At 48.7% G+C, this 23802-nt stretch carries 28 protein-coding genes; 16 read left to right on the top strand and 12 right to left on the bottom strand.

Annotation, left to right across the window (positions count from 1 at the left end):
• Window positions 1-115: 115 nt before the first annotated feature.
• Window positions 116-1114: a hypothetical protein gene (locus BRW63_RS09370; protein WP_073070633.1), complete on the top strand. Its 999-nt coding sequence runs from the start codon at window positions 116-118 to the stop codon at window positions 1112-1114.
• A gap of 429 nt (window positions 1115-1543) precedes the next feature.
• Here the strand turns inward: BRW63_RS09370 and BRW63_RS27625 are convergent, their stop codons facing one another.
• Both BRW63_RS27625 and BRW63_RS09365 read right to left on the bottom strand, forming a co-directional pair.
• Complete coding sequence (locus tag BRW63_RS27625) at window positions 1544-1738, bottom strand: hypothetical protein (RefSeq protein ID WP_143162031.1); 195 nt, start codon at window positions 1736-1738, stop codon at window positions 1544-1546.
• A 250-nt stretch (window positions 1739-1988) separates the two neighbouring features.
• Window positions 1989-3365, bottom strand: a complete 1377-nt coding sequence (locus BRW63_RS09365; protein ID WP_073070632.1) for a mechanosensitive ion channel — start codon at window positions 3363-3365, stop codon at window positions 1989-1991.
• A 432-nt stretch (window positions 3366-3797) separates the two neighbouring features.
• Here BRW63_RS09365 and BRW63_RS09360 point away from each other — a divergent pair, with 432 nt between their 5' ends.
• A complete protein-coding gene (locus BRW63_RS09360) occupies window positions 3798-4253 on the top strand; it encodes an SRPBCC family protein (RefSeq protein ID WP_073070631.1) in 456 nt (151 codons plus the stop codon).
• A gap of 189 nt (window positions 4254-4442) precedes the next feature.
• On the opposite strand, the gene purF is transcribed toward BRW63_RS09360, so the two are convergent.
• From purF to BRW63_RS09340, 4 genes are all read right to left on the bottom strand, one after another.
• Window positions 4443-5948 (bottom strand): amidophosphoribosyltransferase, encoded by a 1506-nt coding sequence (gene purF / locus BRW63_RS09355; protein ID WP_073070630.1) that lies wholly within the window; start codon window positions 5946-5948, stop codon window positions 4443-4445.
• A 158-nt stretch (window positions 5949-6106) separates the two neighbouring features.
• Window positions 6107-8461 carry a phosphoribosylformylglycinamidine synthase subunit PurL gene (purL, locus tag BRW63_RS09350; protein WP_073070629.1) on the bottom strand — a complete coding sequence of 785 codons (2355 nt, stop codon included), beginning with the start codon at window positions 8459-8461 and terminating at the stop codon, window positions 6107-6109.
• 319 nt (window positions 8462-8780) lie between these two features.
• Window positions 8781-9590, bottom strand: a complete 810-nt coding sequence (locus tag BRW63_RS09345) for an N-formylglutamate amidohydrolase (protein ID WP_223257336.1) — start codon at window positions 9588-9590, stop codon at window positions 8781-8783.
• A complete protein-coding gene (locus tag BRW63_RS09340; RefSeq protein ID WP_083582794.1) occupies window positions 9557-10222 on the bottom strand; it encodes a Uma2 family endonuclease in 666 nt (221 codons plus the stop codon). Before BRW63_RS09340 ends, BRW63_RS09345 begins: the two co-directional genes overlap by 34 nt.
• 133 nt (window positions 10223-10355) lie before the next feature.
• On the opposite strand from BRW63_RS09340, the gene BRW63_RS09335 reads away from it, so the two are divergent.
• A complete protein-coding gene (locus BRW63_RS09335; RefSeq protein WP_073070627.1) occupies window positions 10356-11057 on the top strand; it encodes a TIGR02117 family protein in 702 nt (233 codons plus the stop codon).
• A gap of 127 nt (window positions 11058-11184) precedes the next feature.
• Window positions 11185-12537 (top strand): acetyl-CoA carboxylase biotin carboxylase subunit, encoded by a 1353-nt coding sequence (gene accC / locus BRW63_RS09330; RefSeq protein ID WP_073070626.1) that lies wholly within the window; start codon window positions 11185-11187, stop codon window positions 12535-12537.
• An 11-nt stretch (window positions 12538-12548) separates the two neighbouring features.
• On the opposite strand, the gene BRW63_RS09325 is transcribed toward accC, so the two are convergent.
• Window positions 12549-12836, bottom strand: a complete 288-nt coding sequence (locus BRW63_RS09325; protein WP_073070625.1) for a YggT family protein — start codon at window positions 12834-12836, stop codon at window positions 12549-12551.
• 192 nt (window positions 12837-13028) lie between these two features.
• Between BRW63_RS09325 and psbX the strand changes: the two genes are divergently transcribed.
• The 4 genes from psbX (at window position 13029) to BRW63_RS09305 (ending at window position 15376) form a co-directional block, all read left to right on the top strand.
• On the top strand, window positions 13029-13148 hold the full coding sequence (gene psbX, locus BRW63_RS09320; protein WP_073070624.1) for a photosystem II reaction center X protein: 120 nt from the start codon (window positions 13029-13031) through the stop codon (window positions 13146-13148).
• Window positions 13149-13406: 258 nt separating this feature from the next.
• Window positions 13407-14159, top strand: a complete 753-nt coding sequence (locus tag BRW63_RS09315) for a Ycf66 family protein (RefSeq protein ID WP_073070623.1) — start codon at window positions 13407-13409, stop codon at window positions 14157-14159.
• Window positions 14160-14320: 161 nt separating this feature from the next.
• Window positions 14321-14842: a TolB family protein gene (locus BRW63_RS09310; protein WP_073070622.1), complete on the top strand. Its 522-nt coding sequence runs from the start codon at window positions 14321-14323 to the stop codon at window positions 14840-14842.
• A 9-nt stretch (window positions 14843-14851) separates the two neighbouring features.
• The gene (locus BRW63_RS09305) at window positions 14852-15376 is read left to right on the top strand and encodes a TolB family protein (RefSeq protein WP_073070621.1); all 525 of its coding nucleotides are present in this window, start codon (window positions 14852-14854) and stop codon (window positions 15374-15376) included.
• Window positions 15377-15378: 2 nt separating this feature from the next.
• Here BRW63_RS09305 and BRW63_RS09300 read toward each other — a convergent pair whose 3' ends face one another.
• Complete coding sequence (locus tag BRW63_RS09300; RefSeq protein ID WP_073070620.1) at window positions 15379-15564, bottom strand: chlorophyll a/b-binding protein; 186 nt, start codon at window positions 15562-15564, stop codon at window positions 15379-15381.
• Between the two features lie 41 nt (window positions 15565-15605).
• Window positions 15606-16613 (bottom strand): succinate dehydrogenase/fumarate reductase iron-sulfur subunit, encoded by a 1008-nt coding sequence (locus BRW63_RS09295; RefSeq protein WP_073070619.1) that lies wholly within the window; start codon window positions 16611-16613, stop codon window positions 15606-15608.
• Between the two features lie 496 nt (window positions 16614-17109).
• Between BRW63_RS09295 and BRW63_RS09290 the strand changes: the two genes are divergently transcribed.
• Both BRW63_RS09290 and BRW63_RS09285 read left to right on the top strand, forming a co-directional pair.
• Window positions 17110-17523, top strand: coding sequence for an AbrB family transcriptional regulator (locus tag BRW63_RS09290; RefSeq protein WP_073070618.1), 414 nt, complete (start codon window positions 17110-17112; stop codon window positions 17521-17523).
• A gap of 56 nt (window positions 17524-17579) precedes the next feature.
• Complete coding sequence (locus tag BRW63_RS09285) at window positions 17580-18416, top strand: CPBP family intramembrane glutamic endopeptidase (protein WP_073070617.1); 837 nt, start codon at window positions 17580-17582, stop codon at window positions 18414-18416.
• A gap of 162 nt (window positions 18417-18578) precedes the next feature.
• Here BRW63_RS09285 and alr read toward each other — a convergent pair whose 3' ends face one another.
• From alr to BRW63_RS09270, 3 genes are all read right to left on the bottom strand, one after another.
• Window positions 18579-19835: an alanine racemase gene (alr, locus tag BRW63_RS09280; RefSeq protein ID WP_083582790.1), complete on the bottom strand. Its 1257-nt coding sequence runs from the start codon at window positions 19833-19835 to the stop codon at window positions 18579-18581.
• 113 nt (window positions 19836-19948) lie between these two features.
• The gene (locus BRW63_RS09275; RefSeq protein ID WP_073070616.1) at window positions 19949-20179 is read right to left on the bottom strand and encodes a hypothetical protein; all 231 of its coding nucleotides are present in this window, start codon (window positions 20177-20179) and stop codon (window positions 19949-19951) included.
• A gap of 93 nt (window positions 20180-20272) precedes the next feature.
• Window positions 20273-20689, bottom strand: a complete 417-nt coding sequence (locus BRW63_RS09270; protein WP_073070615.1) for a hypothetical protein — start codon at window positions 20687-20689, stop codon at window positions 20273-20275.
• Between the two features lie 443 nt (window positions 20690-21132).
• Between BRW63_RS09270 and BRW63_RS09265 the strand changes: the two genes are divergently transcribed.
• From BRW63_RS09265 to BRW63_RS09240, 6 genes are all read left to right on the top strand, one after another.
• The gene (locus BRW63_RS09265; protein WP_073070614.1) at window positions 21133-21357 is read left to right on the top strand and encodes a hypothetical protein; all 225 of its coding nucleotides are present in this window, start codon (window positions 21133-21135) and stop codon (window positions 21355-21357) included.
• Entirely contained in the window at window positions 21338-21658 is a 321-nt protein-coding gene (locus tag BRW63_RS09260) for a type II toxin-antitoxin system RelE family toxin (RefSeq protein WP_073070613.1), read from the top strand. The genes BRW63_RS09265 and BRW63_RS09260 overlap by 20 nt, the downstream gene beginning before the upstream one ends.
• Window positions 21659-21742: 84 nt before the next feature.
• Window positions 21743-22561, top strand: a complete 819-nt coding sequence (locus tag BRW63_RS09255) for a nucleotidyltransferase domain-containing protein (protein ID WP_073070612.1) — start codon at window positions 21743-21745, stop codon at window positions 22559-22561.
• Window positions 22562-22693: 132 nt separating this feature from the next.
• Window positions 22694-22858 carry a type II toxin-antitoxin system HicB family antitoxin gene (locus BRW63_RS09250; RefSeq protein WP_219898384.1) on the top strand — a complete coding sequence of 55 codons (165 nt, stop codon included), beginning with the start codon at window positions 22694-22696 and terminating at the stop codon, window positions 22856-22858.
• Window positions 22859-22999: 141 nt separating this feature from the next.
• Window positions 23000-23329 (top strand): DUF433 domain-containing protein, encoded by a 330-nt coding sequence (locus BRW63_RS09245; protein WP_073070611.1) that lies wholly within the window; start codon window positions 23000-23002, stop codon window positions 23327-23329.
• Window positions 23326-23679: a DUF5615 family PIN-like protein gene (locus BRW63_RS09240; protein ID WP_073070610.1), complete on the top strand. Its 354-nt coding sequence runs from the start codon at window positions 23326-23328 to the stop codon at window positions 23677-23679. Before BRW63_RS09245 ends, BRW63_RS09240 begins: the two co-directional genes overlap by 4 nt.
• The last annotated feature ends 123 nt before the right edge of the window (window positions 23680-23802 follow it).

Raw genomic sequence — 23802 nt, 5'->3', positions numbered from 1 at the left:
TGCTGAAGTTAACTCTATCTCAAGGTAGACCATCTTCCCCATCCCTCAATAGACAATCAGAGATGGCAAGCCTGACAGCAGCATTTCTCGCCTGCAACGAGCAGAATGTGCGTTCATGAATCAAGACTCTTCACGATCGTCCGCTTATTTTTCAGATCATTTATTAAAGATTCCTCAAAGCATTGATGAGAGCATTGATCACGTTAAGGCGTTTGCGTTGCAAGAATTCGATCGAGAAGTGATTCAAAAGCAGCTTTATTATCACACGCGCGACCATCTAGAGAATGTTAAGCGGCGAGCTACCCAGATCTTTCAAACGGTCTACCCATTTTTAGAGATGCTATCGCGACAGGGGCAATCTTTTGAGCTTTCTCGGATCGAGTTGCTGCTTGATTTGTGCATCGCTGCTCATGATATGGTGCAGATATTTGTTGACCAACCTGACACACATGCGTCTCGGCGGCGAGAACCGGGCGTGAGTGAGCGGGCAACCATTGATCGGCTGCTAGATTATATTCACACGTTAAATCAACAACTGCGGCAACATGACTCTAATAGTCTGGCAATTGTGACCGATCACGATATTGCGATGATTCAAGAAGCGATCGGAGCCACGATTTGCACCTATGACCCGATCGAGCAAGCGATTTATCAGTCCGATCTATATGACTTCAAGCCGCCTGTCTCGATCGTGGCCCGCATTCTGGCCCTAGCGGATATTAACGCGTTAGGAATCGATGGCATAGACGTTTATAACCAAGAAGGAAGTCTTTTATTTTTAGAAGAGAACCTAGACGTAATTCCGCTGCTTTTAGACGGAGCCATTTATCACTTAAAATCAGATGAGCCGCTCTATCAGAACATTCAACGGCGCTTACTTAAGCGGTGTCGGTTTCAGGTAAACTTTGCCAAAAGTCGGGCTGCAAGATTTGAGTCTGAAGTTGAAGGGCTGCCAGAAGATGTGCGTTCAACGCTGACTCGTGACGTGTTTCGATATTTGACTCCGACGACGGTTGAAGCGATCGTAGCGATTACGCCCACGGCTGAAACCACGCCGCTAGAGTCACTGCTTAATTTTTTTGAGCTTGAGCGATATCTCGATCGTCCGCACTAAATTTTTCTCGTGGCTATTGAATCTGGTAGTGCAGCCCTCGCATCTTAAAGAAAAACGTCAGTTCGATGAGTTCTTTCGCTTCGTTCTTCAGGGCTTCAGCCCCCTAAATTCCCCAATTCTGGGGGACTTTGAACTCCGATTCCCCCCGAATTGGCAGGGCAGTTTCACTCCAACTCTGCATTCATGAACGTGAATGCCCCGACTTGATCGGGCAGCCGTGCTAACGAACCTGAGTTCGGGATAAGTTACTGCTCCGTTTCAGTTCCCTTCGCCCCCTAAATCCCCCAAACTTGGGGGACTTTGAAGCAGAAAGATCGACAGCGTTCAAGAAATTGTGCCCATTCCAAGTCCCCCATCATGGGGGATTTAGGGGGCGAGACGCTCGGCATTGGACGATCAAACTATCGCAGGCTGCACAGGAGACCAGGTTCAATCGCTAGGCAGGCAATGATTAACCCGAACTGACGTTAACGAAATCTTCTCGATCGGTTCTTCAGACTGCTTGCGAAAGTCATAGATCCAAAACTCGTCGAAGTTGCACAGCATCACATAGCTAGGACACTGCAACTGCATCCAAAAAGTTTTGCGACTCGCCTTTAAGATGCTGCTGGCAGTATTGGACAAATTCCTGGAGGCTTGCGGGTGTGGCTGGCATAGGGAGAGTTCAGGGTGAGGGCAAGAAAAGAGCGATCGATGAACACGGGTTTTGGTTTAGTTGTCGGGCTTTTTGCTCCATCACCCAAGCTCTGAGCTTCAATTTGAAGTGAAGCGAAAAAACTCGTCGAACTGATGTGATCTTAAGGCACCGCTCTGATCACAAAAAAGGTGCGTCACCCTTAGCAACGCACCCGATCGATTGAGAACTCAAAAAAGTTTAGCGCTTGAACTCTTTCAGCCACTCGCGCAATTGTTCAGCCGCCACATCGCGACCACCCAACCCGAAAGAGAGAGCGATCGCCACCGCGATCGCGCCCAACAGCAACCCAAACGCCAGGTTAACAATATCTGGGGCGATGCCCATTTGCTGAAGCGCCATCGCCGCCACAAGCGCAATAATCGAGACTCGCGCCGCTTGACCCAGCAGATTTGCCTGACGACTTCCAGAACTGTTGATCAAGTTGTAGGCGAGATTCGCAAAATATAAGCCCACCGCAAACACCAGCAACCCGACCAAAATCCGACTAAAGACGATCAGCAATTGCGCCGCGATTAGTTTCAGCGCTTCAAATTGCAGCACATCGATCGCCGCAACCGTTGCCACCAGCAAGATACCCACCAGAACCACAACCCCTGCAATCTCAGAAGGTGTGCGAATCGTCGGCTTGGGGCTTATTGGCTCGTTTAACACTTCGCCTGTCTGAAACTCTGAGCTATAGGGCACACGAGTCGTCGGGTCGGGCAAGCCCAGCCACTGAAACACATTGTTGAACCCAATGCTCGTTAGCAGACTCGTCACCAAGCCAGCAACCACTTTGCCTAGCACGTAGGCGATCGCCACAATCAACACCGCCGTAAAGATTTTGGGCAAAGCCGCCAAGATTTGATCTAGCAGATTTTGCACAGGCTGAAGCGGTCCCTGCAAATCGAGCACACCCAAAATCAGCGGCAGGAAGAACAGGAAGACAAACCAGTACAGCGCATTACCGAACGCCTCACTCAGCAAAAACGGGCTAGGAGACAGGGGATCGGTAGGAGAATGCTCGGATAACCGTTCATCGAGTGAAAATGATTGAGCCGTGCGAATCACGAGCGCTCTCACCACGGTTGCAACGATCCAAGCGATCGCAAGCAACACCGCAGCAGAACCAAGACGCGGCAAAAACCTAAAGATTTGATCGAGGAACGTGTTAAGCGATGTCGAGACGGTTGCCAGGTTGAGTGTGTTTAAGGCTGCCACCACCGCCAGGATCATAATGACCCAAAAGACGAACGCGCCAACTAAACTCTCTACCTTCAGGTCTGACTGAGCGTGTCCACTCGCAGTCATCCCCGCTAAACGGTTATCGACATCTGTGCGCTTAAGCAGACTCCGAACAGCCCCCGAAACCAGACCCGCAATTAACCAGCCAATCAGTAAAATCGCCAGTGCGCCCAGTAGCCGCAACACGATATTGGTTAGATTATTGGGATCGATTCCTTGAAAAACATTGATCGGGGCTGGGTTGGCGACGGGGGTTTGTGCCAATACAATCAGTGGGCTGAGTATTTGCACCCCAACTGGCTCACTAAAACTTTGCCAAACTTGATTCATGGTTATCTAGTTAATCTCTTTTTCAGTCGATCAAAACGTGCAACGGCTACTGTGAGAAGAGTAGCCATTTGGAACTAGGCTAGAAAGCAGTCTGTTTTTATACAACTCAGCTTACGAGTTCCTACTTAGAGTGCGAGAAAATCTTGTGAGAAGCGTTAAAATACTGATGCATTATTAGGGTACAGGCATCTCTCCAAAGAGAAAAGACTTTAGAAATACTATTTTTAAGTTTTGATGAATTATCATGAAGACCTCGATAACTTTCTGCATGACTGCTGATTAGTAAAGAGGGTTTATTCGCTGATTGGAGTAATCAAAACAGTAGATGACAGGCAGAATGCCATCTAGCCATACTTCAAAACCTCGGTCTAGAGATATATCTTTGATGTAGTAAACGGTTCAACCCTTGAATCTCAGTGATTACAAGTTAAAATGTCGCCCCAGATTTTTGAGCAATCTATCCAAATCAATGCAAGCGCCACGATCGTAGAGCGCTGTTTTACCGAGCAAAGTCTGATGCACCGTTGGCTCAATCCAGCTTTGCGCTGTGAGCCGATCGGGAAATGGTCTACTGAGGTGGGCAGCCTCAGCCGCTTTGTGATCCAAGTCCCGCTTTTACAACCCGCGCTGAGAAGTGTGGTTGCAGAGCGCGAACCGGGCTTAGTAGTGTGGGAGTTTCAAGGATTTTTTAAGGGGCGCGATCGTTGGGAGTGTACCCCTGAAGGCAAAGGCACTCGGTTGTTAAATCGCTTTGAGTTTGAGATTCCCAACCCGATCGTGCGGTATGGGTTCAACACCTTTGCATCTGAGTGGACGCAGAGCGACATGACAGCCCAACTCAAACGACTCAAAAGAGTTGCCGAGGAAGTCTATCAGAAGATGAGTTGAGATCAGTTCGCTGAGTTCTCTCACTTCGTTATTTAGCGCTTCAGCCCCCTAAATCCCCCAGAATTGGGACTTTGAACCTAAATTCTGGGTTTAGAGTCCCTCAGAATTGGGGGATTTAGGGGGCAACCCGGATTTTCAACCGCAGTGAAGAGCTTCATCGAATTCACGTTGCTTTAAGCTTCAGTTAGCCTAGCTCGTTGCCGCTTTCTCTAGCATTAACTTGGATCGCTTCAATGGTGCAGGCACCGCGATCGGATAATCACCCGTAAAGCAGGCAGAGCAAAACTCATTGGTGTCTTCACGAGTGGCGGTTAACATCCCTTCTAAGCTGAGATATTGCAGCGAATCGACTCCAATTTGCTGGGCAATTTCTGCTACTGGTTTGGTGGCGGCAATCAAATGATCTTGGCTGTCGGTGTCGATGCCATAAAAGCAAGGATGAGTCACCGGGGGCGATGAGATTCTCATGTGAACCTCGATCGCGCCCGCGTCGCGCAGAGCTTTGACAATTTTGCGGCTGGTGGTGCCTCGCACGATCGAGTCATCGACAATCACAACCCGCTTTCCTGCCAGCACGTCTTTAAGCGGATTCAGCTTCATTTTGATGCCCGCGTCGCGCATGATCTGAGTCGGTTGAATAAAGGTGCGACCCACATAGCGGTTTTTGATCAAGCCTTCTGCATAAGGAATGCCCGACGCTTGGGAAAACCCGATCGCGGCAGGCACACCTGAATCAGGCACGGCGATTACAATGTCGGCATCGATCGCGGACTCTATCGCCAGTTGGCGACCAATTCGCAGCCGATAGCTATATAAACTTTCGTCATGCACGACGCTATCAGGACGCGCAAAATAAATCATTTCAAAGATGCAGAGTTTGCGCTGTGACTGCTCTGCCCATCGACTCGACGCTAACCCAGCATCGGTGATCCACACCAGTTCGCCAGGGGCAACTTCGCGTAAATAATCGGCTCCGATGATGTCTAAGCCGCAGGTTTCAGACGCAAGAACGTAGCGAGGTGCGTCGTCGGGCGACTCTTGCGGAAGGGTGCCAATGACGAGTGGGCGGATGCCGTTAGGGTCACGAGTGCCAATCATGCCATCCGGGGTGCCGATCACTAAACTAAATGCTCCTTGACAGCGCTTAAAGGCGTGAGTGGCCGCCTCTACCCAAGGGCTTCCAGCGTTGACGGCTTCGGCGATTGCCCAAGCGATCGCTTCTGAATCGGTAGTGGTGAGAAAATTATGATTCTGCTCTAAGAGTTCTTCTCGCAGCGTTTGGGTGTTGACCAAGTTGCCATTGTGAGCCAGCGCTATTTTGCCTAAGCGAGTTGGCACTACGGCGGGTTGAGCATTGACAGCGCGGCTAGACCCAGTGGTCGAATAGCGAGTGTGCCCGATCGCCAGATTTCCAGTCAGCTCACTGAGAATTGTTTCGTTAAAGACCTGAGACACTAACCCCATTTCTTTATGCAGGTGAACGGTGCCATCCTCAAAAGTGGCAATGCCTGCTGACTCTTGTCCACGATGCTGGAGTGCATACAGCCCAAAATAGGCGAGATTGGCGACTTGCTCTCCGGGTGCATAAACCCCAAAAACTCCGCAGGCTTCTTCTGGTTTGTCGGCAGACATGAGTGGATCTACCCATCCATCAAACTGCTCAAGCGAATCGGACAAAGTGTCATCAGGCATCATAGGTTTAGCTCAGAGCTTTCTAAGGATTTTGTGACGTGGAGAGGGGCAACTTGATGAATGGGAGGCTTAACTTATCTTAATATCCTCTTAATAATCTCACAGATCTGATTCGATCTCTATTCAAAAAGAGCGAGATTATATTCCTACAGTTGTATGAATCAACTCTCTAACCGTCGCTCGATCGCGTTTTGCCAGGCGGCTTGCATCTCTGCGATCGTAGCGTCAATTAACCAGAGATGGTTGCTGGTTGAGATTCGCAGCGATCGACCCGCAACTTGACCAATTTTTTGCCAATCTTCATTAAGATGCTTTTGCAGATAGGCTTCCCAGTCAGCTTGCTGCTCTCGCCCAACCGAGACAATAATGCGTGCGCCGCCTTCTGCAAACAGCAACTGATCCCACCGAGCCGGATGCGCGTCGAAGGTAATTTCTGCGCCCTGCTGACTGCTGAGACACGACTCGGCAAGAGCAATTCCAAATCCGCCTTCAGCACAGTCATGAGCCGATTTGATCCACCCTTGACGAATGCCGTCTCGACACGCAGTTTGCACGTTGCGTTCTAAACTAAAGTCGATTTGTGGAGGTTTTCCGGCGATCGTGCCGTGCAGAGTTGCCAGATATTCGGATGCGCCCAGAGTTACCGATTCAGAAACGGTATCTATCCCCAATCCGAGCAGATAAATCACGTCTCCTTCAGCTTGCCAACCCTGACCTGCGATGCGATTAAGATCGGGAATTAACCCGACCATTCCCACAACGGGAGTTGGATAAATGGGGGCAGGTTTGCCATCACTATCTAGCGTCTCATTATAAAGAGAGACATTTCCGCCTGTGACGGGCGTTGCAAACTCGGTGCAGGCTTCGGCGAGACCCCGACAGGCTTCGGCGAGTTGCCAATAGCCGATCGGGTTTTCGGGGCTACCAAAGTTGAGATTGTCGGTGACGGCGATCGGGTCTGCACCCACGCAGCTTAAATTACGAGCGGCTTCGGCAACAGCGGCTTTGGCTCCTTCATAAGGGTGAAGATAGACATAGCGGGCATTGCAATCAACCGTGGCAGCAACGCCTTTGTTGAGCAACGACGGATCAGCCACAAACGCCGAAGACGACGCATTCGCAAGCGGACGAACTCGCACTACGGCGGCATCGCCTCCACCCGGCAGCAGCACGGTGTTGTTTTGGACTTGATGGTCATATTGACGATAGACCCAGCGTTTAGAAGCGATCGGGGGGGCATCGAGCAATTTCAACAGCGCTTGATTCCAGGTGAGAAATCCGCTTTCGAGTTCGATGCCTTTTTCATTGCAGGTAGGTAAGCGATCGCTGCTCCATTCCCAGGCTTGACGCGCATACTCTGGCGGCTCTGCCAGTAGCTCGTGGTGATAAATCGGCGTGTTGTCGGATAGTGCCGTTGCTGGAATTTCGGCGGCAATTTCACCTTTGAAGAGAATTCTGACGATCGATTCTTCAATCACCGTCCCCGCGACCACTGCCTGAAGTTCCCAGCGTTTAAAAATGTCGATTAGTTCTTGTTCGCGTCCTTTGTGGGCCACAAACAGCATTCGTTCTTGAGACTCAGAGAGCAGATATTCATAGGGCACCATGCCCGTTTCTCGCGCTGGAATTAGATCTAAATCCAACTCAATGCCCACGCCTCCTTTTGCTGCCATCTCAGACGTTGAACAGGTTAGCCCCGCCGCGCCCATGTCTTGAGCGGCGACCACTGCGCCCGTTTTAAACGCTTCTAGACACGCTTCAATTAAAGATTTTTCTAGAAAGGGATCGCCGACTTGCACAGCCGGACGATCGTCCATTGATTGATCACTCAACTCGGCACTGGCAAAACTGGCTCCGCCCATGCCATCGCGTCCCGTAGTTGAGCCGACATATAAAACCGGATTGCCAATGCCTTTTGCCCCTGATTTGACGATTTCTGTCGTCTCCATCAACCCTAGTGCCATCACATTGACTAAGGGATTGCCAGAGTAAGCGGGGTCAAAATAAACCTCGCCGCCCACCGTGGGAACGCCGACACAGTTGCCATAGTGTGAAATGCCAGCCACCACGCCTGTGAAGATGCGGCGCGTTTTGGCATCGTCTAGAGAGCCAAAGCGGAGGGAGTTGAGCAACGCGATCGGACGTGCCCCCATCGTAAAAATGTCTCGCAGAATTCCGCCAACGCCTGTGGCAGCGCCTTGAAAGGGTTCGACGGCTGAGGGGTGATTATGTGACTCAATTTTAAAGGCAAGCTGCAATCCGTCTCCTAAGTCGATGACCCCGGCATTTTCACCCGGCCCGACGAGAATTCTTTCGCCTTCGGTGGGAAACTGCTTGAGCAACGGACGAGAGTTTTTATAGCAGCAGTGTTCTGACCACATTACGCCAAACATTCCCAGTTCGGCTTTATTGGGGTGACGACCTAGCCGTTGCACAATATCTTCATACTCTTCGGGCTTGATGCCTTCAGCAGCAATCTCTTTAGCCGAAAAAGGAGCGGAGGCAATGACTGACATAGAATCCTGTACGATCGAGACAAGATTTCATTCTATCGGTAATCTTGTTTGACTTTAGGTTGCAGCAGGAATCTCTCTGACGATCGGGTTGCATTGCTCGACTACTTATCTGACCAAAACCTCGGAGGTTTGCGTAAGCTTAACGTCAGTTCGATGAGTTCTTTCGCTTCGTTCTTCAGGGCTTCAGCCCCCTAAATCCCCCAATTCTGGGGGACTTCAAGCCCAGAATTTAGGTTCAAAGTCCCCCAATTTTGGGGGATTTAGGGGGCAGCCCGGATCTACAACCGTAGCGAAAAGCTTCATCGAATTCACGTTAAGCTTATTTGAGCGCGTGAGCAATTGAGCCAAAAATCCCATCAAATTTTTTCTTCGCACTCTCAAATTGAGGAACATTCCAATCAGGAGGCTGCGGTTTTTCAAGTTGTGTCTCATCTAAATAGACGGGATATCGAACTTCAATTTGCAGCGCTTCAACGCCTGGTAGTTGACCGTAATGTCCTGTGATGTAGCCTCCAGTAAAGACTTTATTTCTAACAGTCTGATAGCCTGCTTGGAGAAAACTTTGCTCGACGATCGAGATCAAAAACTCTGAGGACGTTTGCCCATTTCGATTCCCTAAACACACTTGATCGGCGATCAGCCCTAAAAAGCTGTGGAGATCTAAAAGATAAACTTTGCCAAAGCGATCGAGCTTTTCTTGCACAATCGCCGCTAATCGATCGTGATAAGGCAGATAAAAGTCTCGAACTCGTGCCGCGATTTCTGGCTCACTGGGAGTCGTTTGATAAATGGGTTGTCCAAATGCCGTTTTCTCAGGAATAACGGCTGTCCAAAAGTCACCAAAAACAGATTCTTTGATCTGACGATTTAAATCGACCACATATCGGCTATGAGTCGCTTGCAGAACTGTGATCCCAAACCTGGGCAGCGATGCGTAAAGTTGATCGAGATGCCAATCTGTGTTGGGTAAAGCTTGCAAATGCTCTGGCGTAAATTGGGCAGCGATCGCGCTTGGAACAAACATTCCACTGTGGGGAAGATTTGCCACGATCGGCACTTCTTGCCCTTGCGGTTCATAAAAATTAAAAAGATCCATCAAGTATTGAGCGATCGCTGCTCCTGAATCCAACTCCGAAAGACGGTCAGCGCCTGTGCTAACCCGATCTTATCGCTCTGATCCAAAAACTCTAAAACTCGTTTTGCAGGCAGAAACGGAAATGTAGGACTGGTCAGACACTCAACATATTGCCCGTTTTGCAATTGATAGATCAGCAAGTTGCCTTTAAGGACGTTATCGCCGATCGTCGTCCAATATTGCCAAACTTCGGGCAGCCCCAACGCCGCATAAATCGCAAACTTGTTAAAAGAACTCTTGGTAATCGCCACTTCAAGTGCGATATCAGGCGGCGGAGTTTGATTCAAGTCGAGTTCTGCTCGATTCGGGAGTCGGATTTTCTCAGTCAGGTAATAAGACGAATCGGGTTGAGCCACACAGCCTAAATCGGCGCGTTTTAGCAAAACTGACCCGATCGAGTTAACCTGCACCTCCATTTCATCGGCAACGACGAGCATTAGGGACTCAATCAGACGACTACAGCGCTCGTGTTCTTCAAGCGGAGTCATCATTTCGAGTTTGCCCCGATCGTAGGTGAGTCGAGCCGTGCGATTTTGCCCCAACTCGTCTAACAAGGTTTCAAACTGCTGCCAACTGACTCCCGGTAGCACAATTCTTTTCTCAGTTGGGGCAGGTTTTTTCGCCATCGATCAATCCTTTTGCGGCTGTGTTTCTAAATTTTACTTTGGTTGATCAACCTTTAGAGTATGAAGTTTTTCTAGAAATGAGGATATGCAGTGCGATCGTGCGGATAGGGTAATGGCATTTGACTCACTTGTAATGAATCAATCCAAACGACATTCTATTCTTTTTAGGCGAACCTGGCGATATTTTGTCGCACCCATGCTGATCACCACAACTTTGCTTGGAATTGGCTACGTCACCCCTCGGAAATGGGGAACTTCTTCACAAAGTTGTCAAAATCAACCGTTTAAAGTTTATGTTGCAGGCGACGCGATGCACGTTAACTTGATTCTCCCAGTGCAGAATCAAGCCTTTGATTGGAGCCAGTTTCTCTCAATTGATCAGATCGGGCGAGATGCTCAACAGCGCTATCGATATCTCAAATTTGGATGGGGCGATCGTGACTTTTATATGAATACGCCAAGCTGGTCAGAGATGAAAATTTCCAATGTTCTCAGAAGCTTATTCATGCCCGGAAACCCCACCGCTTTGTATGTCGAAGGTGATGCAGAATTGCCCCACGAACCAAACGTTGAACTGAAATGTGTGGGAGTCAGCCAAAAAGATTATTTGCAACTAGTCGCCTTTATCAAAGCGTCGTTTCAGCAAACCGATCAAGGACAGCCGATTCGCATTCAAGATGCGATCGACACGAGTGGATTTTATGAAGCCACCGGGCACTATTCGATCTTGCGAACCTGCAACACTTGGGCGGCAGATGGCTTAGACAGCGCAAATATTCAAACCCCCATCTGGTCAGGACTCGCCCCTGCCGTGATCAGGCAGATCCCTAAATAGCTGCGAATGTAACGCCACTCAATAACATTGCCGGACTTCAATATAGAGTATGTTGAGAGACGGCAAGTATCTTTCAGCATGCCTCAGAAGGATCTATTTTTCTGAATACAGACTCAACACATCGCCAATGCGTTTCTCGAAAATTTTGATTGCCAATCGGGGGGAGATCGCTCTACGAATTCTTCGCACCTGTGAAGAAATGGGGATCGCCACCGTTGCCGTTCACTCCACTATCGATCGCCACTCGCTGCACGTTCAGCTAGCCGATGAAGCCGTTTGCATTGGTGAACCCGCCAGCAGCAAAAGCTATCTCAACATTCCCAATATTATTGCCGCCGCTCTGACCCGCAACGCGATCGCGATTCACCCCGGCTATGGCTTTTTGGCAGAAAATGCGCGATTTGCCGAGATCTGCGCCGATCATCAAATCGTTTTTATTGGCCCTTCTCCCGACTCAATTCGATCGATGGGCGACAAATCGACGGCCAAAAAAACGATGCAGCGAGTCGGCGTGCCTACCGTTCCGGGCAGTAAAGGCTTGGTGCAAGATGAAGCTGAAGCGCGATCGATCGCCCGATCGATGGGCTACCCCGTGATCATTAAAGCGACGGCGGGTGGCGGCGGACGAGGCATGCGGCTGGTGACGGCAGATGAAGATCTCGGCAAACTCTACATGGCAGCGCAAGGAGAAGCCGAAGCCGCTTTTGGCAATGGCGGTGTCTATGTCGAGAAGTATGTTCAAAACCCTCGCCACATTGAGTTTCAGATTTTGGCAGACAGTCACGGCAATGTGATTCACCTCGGCGAACGCGAGTGTTCGATTCAGCGTCGTCACCAAAAGCTGTTAGAAGAAGCGCCCAGTTCTGCCCTGACTCCAGAGCTGCGAGAAAAGATGGGGAGTGCTGCCGTGCTTGCCGCCAAGTCGATTAATTACGTCGGCGCAGGAACGGTCGAATTTTTGCTTGACCAGTCCGGCGATTTCTACTTTATGGAGATGAACACCCGCATTCAGGTTGAACATCCCGTAACTGAGATGATCACAGGCATTGATCTGATCGCCGAGCAGATTCGCATTGCTCAGGGTGAAGAACTCAGTTTGACTCAAGATCAAGTGGTTTTGCGAGGGCACTCGATCGAGTGTCGAGTCAACGCCGAAGATCCCGATTTTAACTTCCGCCCCAGTCCTGGACGCATTAGCGGCTATTTACCGCCGAGTGGCCCCGGTGTGCGAATGGATTCTCACGTCTACACTGACTATGAGATTCCGCCCTATTATGACTCGCTGATTGGCAAACTGATTGTGTGGGCCAGCGATCGACCCTCAGCGATCCGCCGCATGAAACGAGCCTTGCGCGAATGTGCCATTACAGGGTTGCCAACGACGATCGCGTTTCACCAAAAAATTCTAGACACACCAGAGTTTATCAAGGGCGAAATCTACACTAACTTTGTTGAAAAAGTGATGATGCCCAAAGATTAGAGAGAATTTCTTTAATTAAGCATCATCGTCAATAGCCCTTGCTGCCCCAGCAGAATCTCTCTTGCCAAGCTAAACAAACCTACCCAGACGATCGGCGTAATATCGACACCGCCCACAGGTGCAATCAGCTTTCTCGTCACCACCAAAAAAGGTTCGGTCGGAATCGCCACCCAACTAAAGGGAAATTTGTTTAACGCCACCTGCGGATACCAGGACAAAACGATGCGAATGATAAACAGAAAAATCATCAAACCGAGCAAGATGCTCAGAGTCAGCGAGACAACGGTAGAAGAAATCATCAGGTGTTAGTCAAAAGTTTGAAGCTTTGTAAACAAATCCTAGCTAATTCTCATTTTAGCGGTCGTAGGTTGTTAATTAACGCCAGAATTCTGGACGATCGTGATTCCATTTCTCTAGGATCTATGCAACTGTGTGACAAACCACTAAGATTATGAACAGTCGCTTGTTGTAGATAGAGGACTTTGAGACTCATGACACCTTCTTTAACAAATTTCTTATTGAGCTTGCTGGCAGGTGCTGTGGTTGTGCTAGTTCCAGCCACGATCGGGCTGATCTTCATTAGCCAAAAAGATAAAATTCAGCGCTCTTAAGGCTGGGCATTCGGTGCCTAAAATCCTTCTGGGCATAGCAAAGTACCAGCACTTTTGCAAAACCTTAGTTCTAGCAAGGCAGTGGCTAAATTTAGGTCGCGCTCCCTGCTAAAACTGAGGTTTTTGCTTTGAAGTGCAAAATCTAGGCTTCAATAAAGCCTGAGAAAGCAATTGAGTAGGTCTGAAGGAATTTGGGCTTGTTAGAGTAGAGATCTTAGGCATAACTCGCTAATATAAGACTTACCTAGGAGACAGGGAATGGTTAACTTTCAGTTCAATCTAGCTAGTATTGCCGGGATTATTCTTGCCGTTGGCGGGGCAGGGCTTTATGCCGTTCGATCGTTCCGCCCTGAGTTATCTAGAGATTCCGATATTTTCTTTTCCGCCGTCGGTCTGCTGTGCGGCTTGATTTTAATTTTTTATGGCTGGCGCTTTGACCCGATTATGCAGTTTGGTCAAGTGCTGCTGACGGGCGCTTCTGTCTTTTTCGTGATTGAAAATTTGCGCCTTCGCAAAGTTTCGACCGAGCAAGCAAAGCGCAACACGCCGATCGTCGATTCTGACCGCCCAGTTAGCTCTCGCTATCGTCAAAGCGCTGAGTTTGAAGACCAAGAGGTGATCGACGAGCGGGTGCGTCGTCCGCGAATTCAGGGCACAAAAGACACGCGACAGAATCGTGATGATTATGATTCGGGTCGTCGTCCTTCAAGTCGTCCTCGTGACGAGCGGCTAAACCCGTCTGATAAGACTCGCCGCCCTCGTTCTCGTCCAGATTATCCCGTGATCGATGCGACAGTTGACTCTAACGACTTTGACGATCGCGCCCGCAATCGCAACACTGCTCCGCGATCGAGCAATCCATCTCAAGGTTCTAAACCCAGACGACCTCGCCCCACTGATGAAGAAGCTACCAACCGACGCAGAAATGTAGAAGAGCCACCCTCCGATTATGTTGACTATCGTCCGGTTGAGCCAAATGACGACGAGAATGATAACTGGGGGGAATCCTAACCTTCTGGTTTGTTTGAGCTAGATCGCGTTGATCGTTGATCTCCCCTGTCTTGATCCCTCCATTGCTTCTCGTGGTTAGAGAAGTCGGGGGGATTCGTTATGAAATGGCTTGATTGAATGGCAGTTGCAGTGTGAAAAGTGTGGTTTCGGGGATTAGTTTCATGGCTCGGCTGCTCTTGTTGGGTTCGCTGGCGGCGTGCAGTCCGACTGGAGTTCCGATCGGGTCAACTTCGCTCAACAGTCGCCAAAACGACGAGCAACCTGCTCTAAGCGGCGATGGGCGCATTTTGGCATTTGTGTCGAGCCGTGAGGGAAGCCGCAACATTCTGGCCTATAACTTAGAGCAGCGACAGTTTATCAACCTCCAACGCCTCAACCGCCCCAACGCGATCGCTGAAAACCCCAGTCTCAGCTATACGGGGCGCTATCTTGCTTACATTGCCAGCGATCGCGGCATTCCTGAAATTCGGCTTTACGATCGCGCGACTCAACAGTCGCAGGTGTTAATGTCTGCCTATCAAGGGTGGCTGCGTCGTCCGAGCATTAGCCCGGATGGACGCTATGTGACCTTCGAGAGCAGCACTCGCGGACAGTGGGATATCGAAGTGCTCGATCGCGGTGCTTTTGTGGAGTTAGACCTCCCCAACAATCGTCCCAATACCGCGCCCACAATTGCCCCATAATTAGGTCTTGTGTCTAAGCGTTTTGTCTTTTTTGGGTTAGTTACGATCGCCGCATTTCTGAATGGCTGTGCGGGGGCGACGCTGCTGCCGTTCCCGTTCGATCCCGGTGGGCGCAGTCTGAATAGTCCGTTTTCAGATATCTCGCCTCGCCTGTCCGGTCGCTATATTGTGTTTGCGTCCGATCGGCGCGGCACTCAAGATATCTATTTATATGACACGGTTGAGCAGCGTTTATTGAACTTACCGGGGCTTAATTCTTTAGATCTGATGGCATCGAGTCCGGCAGTGTCAGACAATGGGCGATTTATTGTGTTTGCAGGCAGCCGCCAAGGCATAACGGGAATTTATTTATACGATCGAGATTTTCGTCAGTTGCGTAACCTGACTGATAATATTCGGGCAGAAGTGAGAAACCCCACCATTAGCGCTGATGGAGCAACGATCGCCTTCGAGTCTAATGCCAGGGGACAGTGGGATATTTTGCTCTATAACCGGGCTGGGCAACCGCTAGCAGTGCCCACAGATCCGCGTTGACGTTATCGTAAACCTAGCCAAGTAAAAAAATCTTGGCGGGTGAAAAATTCGAGAATTAATAAGCTGACAAAGCCAATCATGGCAAAGCGCCCATTGACTTGTTCGGCATAAGCCGTCCAGCCAAAAGCAGGTTGGGGCTGATTCGGGGCTTCTGCGATCGTTTCTGGCGTTGGGGGTTGGGAAGTCATTACTGATAGTTGAGGGAGTTAACTGAGGCAGAAAGTTGGACTTAAAGGCGTTTTGATTCTGTTTGGAATGCTTGGACGGATTCGATCAACGATCGTACCTGCTTTGCCCCTTCAGAAGGCTCAAATTTTGCTGGGAGTTTGCCGTGACTGAGCATTCGCAGCCCTAACGGGACAAGGCTCATCAGTCCTTTAAGATCTTTAAGGTTATTGCCCACAACTTGTAAGCCAAACTGCCGTTCATCGATCCAGCCGCCTTGTTTGACGAGATCAATTAGGACTTTACGGTGACGAATCGATCGCCCCGTTTGTCCATCTTTACGCGCTAAAATCTCATTCTTAATTTTGCCAATTTGATCCATCGGCGCGACTTCCATCGGGCAAACACTATTGCAGAAATAGCAGCGAGTGCAGCCCCAAACGCCCTCGGTTCCTTGATTATATTTTTCGAGTCGGGCAGCAGTCCGATCGTCGCGAGAATCGGCCACCATGCGATAAGCCTTGGCTAACGCATGAGGTCCGACAAACTCAGGGTTAACTTCGCGAGCGTTGCACTCAGAATAACAAGCACCGCACATAATGCAGTTTCCAGTTTGGTCAAGCTGCGATCGCTCTGCGGGCGTTTGCAAAAATTCTCGCTCTGGCACCTGTCGCGCTGCCGTGCTGACATAGGGATCGACGGCTTTGAGATTTGCCCAAAAGCCTTGCATATCGACCACCAAATCTTTAATCACGGGCATATTGCCCATCGGCGCGATCGTGATTTCTGGAATCTGATTAGGCGCTGCGGCTGAACTGGCAGAAAAACGAGCGATTTCGCTGCCCACATTTTCTTTGCAAGCCAGTGCCGATCGACCATTAATTCGCATTGAGCAACTGCCACAAATTGTGTTGCGACAATTTTTTCTAAAAGCAAGCGTGCCATCTTGCTGCCATTTAATCTGATTGAGACAATCAAGAATTGTGGCGCTTGATTCCACGTCGAGCGGGTAGGACTCAACTCTTGGTAACGAATTTTGGTTTTGGCGAACAATCTTAAAAACAACTTGCATTCTAGAAACCAAAAAACTGCAACTTTAAAGGTCTAAGCGGTGCGGAGCTAGAGCAACTGTAACGGCAAGAAAACACTATTTTATGAATTAGCAATTTCTAAAGTTAATAGTTTGTTACGAAAAATCTGTCTCCTGACTGGCAACCTGTTGATTGGTAATTACCAAAAAGCAGCATTTTCCATACGCTTTAGTTTAGCATTTTGCCTAAATTGATTAGAACAATTTGAGAAAGTCAGACCTGTTGCTTCTGAAGATGCACAAAATCAAGCTTTAGCAGCGCGGCGTTTGAGCGACTTGTTTCGATACAAGCTTTGATGAAATATCGGCAAATTTTGTTAGACCGCGATCGAGAAAAGCTAATTGAAACGATTAATGCATGATAATTTAAGCAAAAATATTGTGCAGATAGAGCAGATTAGAGATATATTTTATTAGGTCAAACATTTAACATTGACTCTATTTACCATTTCAGAAATCTAGGGATATTCTGTAGCAGATGACTGAAACTGCAACTGCCCCTTTAACAGGGAAGGCGTTACTTCAAAAAGTAAAAGAACTGTCACACTTGCCGCGCCGAGAAACTGCAAAGCGCTGTGGCTACTACACCATAACTAAGAATAGTCAAACTCGCGTTAATCTGACAGATTTCTATGATGCTCTGTTGGTTGCAAGAGGCATTCCTCTGAGTCCAGAGGGGTCAAAAGATGGTCGGGGGCGAGAGCCGACTTATCGGGTCAGTGTGCATCAAAATGGTCAAATTGTGATCGGGGCAGCCTACACCAAAGCAATGGGCTTAAAGCCAGGAGATGAGTTTGAAATTAAGCTGGGCTATAAGCATATTCACTTGATTCAGATCGATGCTGATAAGGGTGATCAAAACGGTTCCAACGGGAACGAAGAAGCGGAATAACCTTTCCAAAAGACGATCGCGATCGCGTTAAAAGACTTCATTTTCTAACTTGTTTTATGCCTACCCTCGATCGTGTTCACCCGTTTTTTGCATTTTTTGCGGAAGCTTCGGTGCCGATCAGGGTAGGTGTTTTTTTTGCTGTTTGGGTGGCAATTTGGCTGCCGATCGCCATCCCACTAGCGATCGCTTTAAAGTGGCATCCCTTCAAGCCTTTAGAAATTCGTCAAAAATTGCCGCTCGTTGCCTCACTCTATCTGCTGGCTCCCATCGTGCTTTGGGCAGCCGCTTGGGTTCAAAATGTTCCCTTTAGTCACTATGGGCTGTCTGGAAACCTGGATGATCTCGGATCGGTCAGTCGCGGGTTAGCACTAGGCACGATCGGGCTAGTCGTCCTTTTTGGCGTTCAAACTCTATTGGGTTGGATTGAGTGGAAATCAGAGAACTGGAAGCAGTTGGGATCAGTGCTGTTGCCAACTTTGTTTTTAGGACTTTGGATCGGTGTCACCGAAGAACTGGTTTTTCGAGGATTTGTGCTGGGTCAATTAGAGCAGACTTATGGGCTGTGGAGTGGCGCGATCGTCTCCAGTCTGATTTTTGCCCTACTTCACCTGGTCTGGGAAGGATCAGAAAATATCCCTCAACTACCAGGGCTGTGGTTAATGGGCATGGTGCTTTGTCTAGCGCGGGGAGTTGATCACAACCATCTGGGGCTTGCCTGGGGTCTCCATGCGGGCTGGGTTTTTGGCATGGCAAGCCTCGATTCAGCCAATCTGATCGGTTATACAGGTCGCGCGTCTGACTGGCTAACAGGCTTAAAAGAAAAGCCTCTGGCAGGGGCAATGGGGTTACTCTTTTTGCTGACTACGGCTGGGGCGCTGTGGGCAATGATCTAAGTAGCTGGGCGGAATTAAAGAGAAGACCCTCCTCACGAAGGGAGGCGAAGCCCTCGCCAGCCCTTTGTGAGGAGGGTGGAGCAGGTTTTTATGGCTCATCGACTTCTCTTCAATGACCATGAAACCGCCCTGCTGTCCGTTAGATTTATCCGACTCGCCTGGTTACTCCAGGTCACTCTGCTGTGCATGAAAAACATGCCGAGCTCCAGATAGGGACTGACGAATTCCATAGGGCTTGCCGACAGCGACGCGAGGAAGGCGATGCTTAAAGCCGCAGAGAATCTCCCAGGAAATCGTGCCTAAAGTTTGTGCCCAATCGTCCGCTAAAATCTGCTGATTGCCGTCTTGCCCTAATAGTGTCACCACTTCCCCTTCTTGCAAAGCGGGAATGGTGCTGACATCCAGCATGATCTGATCCATCGTGATTGCGCCGATCTGAGGAACTCGCTGCCCTCTCACTAAGACGGTTAGTTGATTAGAGAGATTACGGGGAACACCGTCTGCGTAGCCAATCCCCACTACGGCGATTTGAGTTTCTCGCTCTGCAACAAATTTGTAGCCGTAGCTGACTCCGGTTCCAGGTTGCAGGGTTTTGACCTGACTGACTCGCGCTTTCACCTGCATCACGGGTTTGAGATCAACTCGATCGGCTAAGTGCCCAGATGGATACAGCCCATAAATCACCAGTCCGGTTCGTACCATGTCGTAGTGCAAGCTGGCATCTGTGAGTGTGGCGGCTGAGTTAGCGAGGTGAAAGCGAGGGAAAGGCCTGTGAATTGCAGGGTTTAGGATCGGGGAAAACCCGCAGGCTTGAATCGCTTGTTCGTAACGGTGCTGCTGCTGGCGCATGATTGTGGGATCGGGGTCGTCAGCGGTTGCCAGGTGAGAATAGATGCTGGCGATCGTCAACCCCGGCAGCCTTTGAACGAGTTGCACAAACTCAACGGCTTTCTGCCAAGGCGTTCCCAGTCGCGACATTCCGGTATCTAATTTAATGTGCACGGGTAGCGGCTGGCGCTGCGAAGATTTGCCGATCGCTTCAGAAAAGACGAGGGCTTGTTTGGGTGTGCAGAGTGTGGGTTGAAGGCCCCAGTGGGCGATCGCGCAAATTTGCTCGGCGGTGTGAGTTGCGCCCATGACTAAAATCGGGGATTCAATGCCCGCTTCCCGAAGCTCAATGCCTTCAGGAATGGTGGCAACGCCTAGCCAGGTTGCGCCTGCTTGCAAGACGGTTTGGGCAACGGTGACGGCTCCGTGTCCATAAGCATCAGCTTTGACAACAGCCATCAAATCAGTATGCGGTGACAGCAAACCCCGAATCTGACGAATGTTGTGTGCCAATGCGGTTAAATCAATTTCCACCCATGCCCGCTCTCTCTGCATCAGGGCAATGCTGGAACTTTGATCCCAACTCAACATAAATTTCTCACTCCTCTACGCCACTCACTGAATAGATTAGCCCAACTCAGCGAATTGGCTCATGAGACTCTGAAGTTGTCCACGAAAAACCTGCCATTCCCTAACAGAAAGTTTTACCATTCGAGCCGAAACAGGAGGACGATCGCGGCTGTAATCATGGTGGTGCCCGTCACCCAACACACATAGCGATAGCCCCCGGCGATCGTTTTACTGATCAGGTCTGACGAGTTTGAAGATTGCTCTAATTTGCGGCAAGCGTAGTAATAGTCGGCGATGATCGGAGCCAAAACGAGGAGAGAACCCAAAATAATGACGATCGCTAGAAGGGCAAAACTTGGAGTCATAGACGACCTGAAACGAATGATGCGTTCTACCTTACGGTTAATCAGATGGGGCGCGAAGGATGCGTTAGACAAAGTATCGCGCATCCTTTGACTTTAAACAGAGGTTGAAATAGGCGAGTGTCCGTTTGTTGAGACTTTTTGGGGGGCGATCGCCCCTATCACTCCACTGGTGCGAGACGACTTGCGCCGGGGGTCGCCTTTACGCACACCTCCTGCCATCAAGTACTCTTGGCTGCTTTTGCCATACTTGACTGCAACGCCCATCAGCATGTGTTCTGATAAGTCTCTCAGCGATCGCTCGGCTTGATTGATATCGTCACGGGCTTTGTCGATCGCGGATAAGGCAGCGTTGTAAGCGACTAGCTGCGATCGGATGTCTTGAATTGCGTCTTGGTAAGCTGCAAGGGTGAGTCCACTACTGAGGTCAAGCGTGGGTGAAATCGACTGTAAGCTGGCGGCTCGGCGATCGGCGCGCTCAAGCACTCTAGAACCTCTTTTACGCTGTACCATCTGCACCTTTAAAAATCATGTTACGGTCGCACTCTAGCGAATCAGCAACTTGGCTGACCTGAGAAAATTCCTGGAAAATGAGCAACCGTGTTGACTGAAGCTAGAAAATCTTAGTTATATTTACTTAAGCAATGTAATTTTTATGTAATAAAGATCACTTCAATATTATGTGTTTAGGATTTGTGCCCGATGCGTGAGCAAAACCTGTTGATGGTCAAGTAGGATCTACGAATGAGGCTCCGTTTATAAGATTCGTTTTAATAATCTGCCTGATTTTGAAGTAAAACTTATGAATAGAGCGGAGAAACCTTTCAACAAAGCTTCACTTATAAGTTTTGTTTTAATAATTTGCTTGACGTTAAAACAAAACTTATGACACAGGCATCAGTATCTAGTTACGTTCTAGTGTAAAAGGCTAAATAGCTCGTGAACAAGGAATAAAGATGGAAGCACAAGAACTCAAAGAGCTTATTCAGCAAAGTGTGCGGGAGACAATCCATGAGGTTTTGAGAGAAGAAAGACTGGCTCTGTGTTTAGCTTTGATTCCTCGTGTTAGCGAAAAGGAAATGCAAGAAATTCGCGGACAGTTTGGTTCACCGTCCGATTACGACAAAAGCGAGTTCGTAAACATGACAGATTGGGTGCGAAATGGAACTGACCTTCAGTAAAGACGCGCTCAAATTTCTGAAAAAGCTTCCAACAAAAGATGTGAAGAGAGTTCAGACTAAAATTCTCTATTTGCTTAACTCAGTTGAGCAATCAGGGTTAGTGCCATCGGGAGAACTTGATATCAAAGCCTTAGAAGGAGAATGGCAAGGCTTCCTAAGAATGAGGGTTGGCAAAATCAGAATTATTTTCGCGATCAACTCTGAACTAGACGAGCTGCAAATTCACGGCATAAATTTTAGAGGAAATGCTTATAAAACATTAAGCGTAGACCATGCAGTAGCTTTGAAAATCAGAACATAAGAAAAGCTAAAACTCACTAGAACATGTACTTAAATCTTGGCTTGGGGAACACTCAATTTATTGTTGATCGATGTGTCTTGAGCAATGCACTATTCCCCAGACCAACTGAGAGATTTACTGTATAAAGTTGAAGCTGAACAGGGTCTCAGGGTGATCTATGGGCTTGAGTCAGGTAGTCGTGCCTGGGGGTTTGAGTCTCAAAACAGCGATTATGATGTTCGTTTTCTTTACGTTCGACCAGTTGATTGGTATCTATGTATTGAAAAACGCAATGATGTGTTGGAGCTTGGAACCTCCAGCGATATTGATCTTAGTGGTTGGGATCTCAGGAAATCACTCTTGTTCCTCCGGCAATCACATCCCGTGCTACTTGAGTGGTTGAGATCTCCTGTCGTCTACATTGAGCAGCCAGAAATAATTCAACGGATGCGGGAGATTGGAGAGGAATTTTTCGCTCCACGCGCATCAGTCCATCACTACATCGGTTGGGCTGAACGAATCCTTCATCGATATTTTCAGCATTCTGATTTGGCTGCAAAGCGTTACTTCTATGTCATGCGTCCAATTTTGTGTTGCCGTTGGATTCAGACAATTAGTGGACAGCCACCTCTTTTAATGCAAGAGCTTACTACAGCAATTGAAATGCCTATCAATGCAAAATTAGCCCTTGAAAACCTAATTGAGAGAAAACGGGGAGGGTACGAGCTTGATTCAGTCGGTAGAATACCAATTCTAGATCAGTATATTTTTGAGACTTTGCCTCAAATTAAGGAGTTCCTTGTCACCCTTCCTAAACCCGAATATGCGCCTTTCGAGCTTCTAAATCCACTGTTTCACCAAGCTCTGGCGAAGTTTTCGACAGGGCGACATTTCTTCCAACCTAGTAACGACAATGTATCGTGAAGTTGGGCGTGTGCTATGCAATGCTTGAAAGACAACCGATCGCTTAACATGCAACTAGTGATTAACCGCAAGTCTTATAACATCAGCACCTACGCCAACGAAACAATATGGTTCTCAACATAATTTGACCCCATGAAAATCAAGGCAATTATTTGGCAAGAAGACGATGTGTGGTGTGCCTCTGTGCCTGCTCTTCCTGGGTGTCATACTTGGGGAGAGAATTATGAGCATCTATTAGAGATGCTTGAAGATGCTGTCGAGGGTTGGTTAGAAGTTGTGAGCGAAACAGGTGGTTGAGCTGTCCTTGTGAAAGCGATTTCTAGCCGAACTACCGTTTGTAGCAATTTTCTGTAATCCAACCTGCCCAACAACACTAGAGTTCACCTAAGAGACAACCGCGATCGCTTAATATCAAACTAGTGATTAACCGCGAGTCTCATGACATCACCTACGCCAACAAAGCAATATATCGAACATTGCAACGGGGGGTATTGGATTGAAGGAACCCGAATCTCCCTCGATTCAGTTGTCTACTGTTTCCTGAATGGAGAATCTCCCGAAAGCATTGCCCAAAATTTTCCGCTGCTTTCACTAGAACAGGTTTATGGTGCGATCGCGTTTTATCTTGCCAATCGAGAAGTTGTGGATGCGCACCTAAAAGCAGGCGAAGCAGAATTTCAAAAGTTGCAACAGTCTTGTAGATCAAGAAATCCAACGCTCTATCAAAAACTGAAAGCTGCTCAAGCCCAGAAACACGGTGCGGTATGACAAGGGTTCGCTTCCAAGCTGATGCCGATCTTAGACAAGCGATCGTGATTGGAGCCATCCGCAGACAACCCGGTCTTGATTTTCGATCAGCGAATGAAGCAAGGCTTGAAAGCATAAAAGATCTAGAGGTTTTGGCAATTGCAGCGCAAGATGCCAGAGTGCTGGTCACGCACGATCGCAGAACCATGCCAACCGAGTTTGGTCAGTTCATCATGACCCAAACTAGCTCTGGTGTACTGATTCTTTCGCAAAGCCTTCCAATCAGTGAAGTGATTGCTGCGCTCATCCTAATTTGGGAAGCATCTACGGCTGAAGAATGGATCAATCAAATAATGTCTATTCCATTTTGAGAAATTGACCTTTACGTCATCTACAAGGTGAAGACACGAAATGCCATGCTTCTACAGGTTTTTTAATCTTTGTCATTAGAAGTGCATTCTCCTTTTGCACAGGGGGCTGTGTACTATGGGTAT

Source organism: Phormidesmis priestleyi ULC007, from assembly GCF_001895925.1.
Classification (GTDB): domain Bacteria; phylum Cyanobacteriota; class Cyanobacteriia; order Leptolyngbyales; family Leptolyngbyaceae; genus Phormidesmis_A; species Phormidesmis_A priestleyi_A.
The sequence above is the reverse complement of the archived record's forward strand: the minus strand, read 5'-3'. Positions and strand labels throughout refer to the sequence as shown.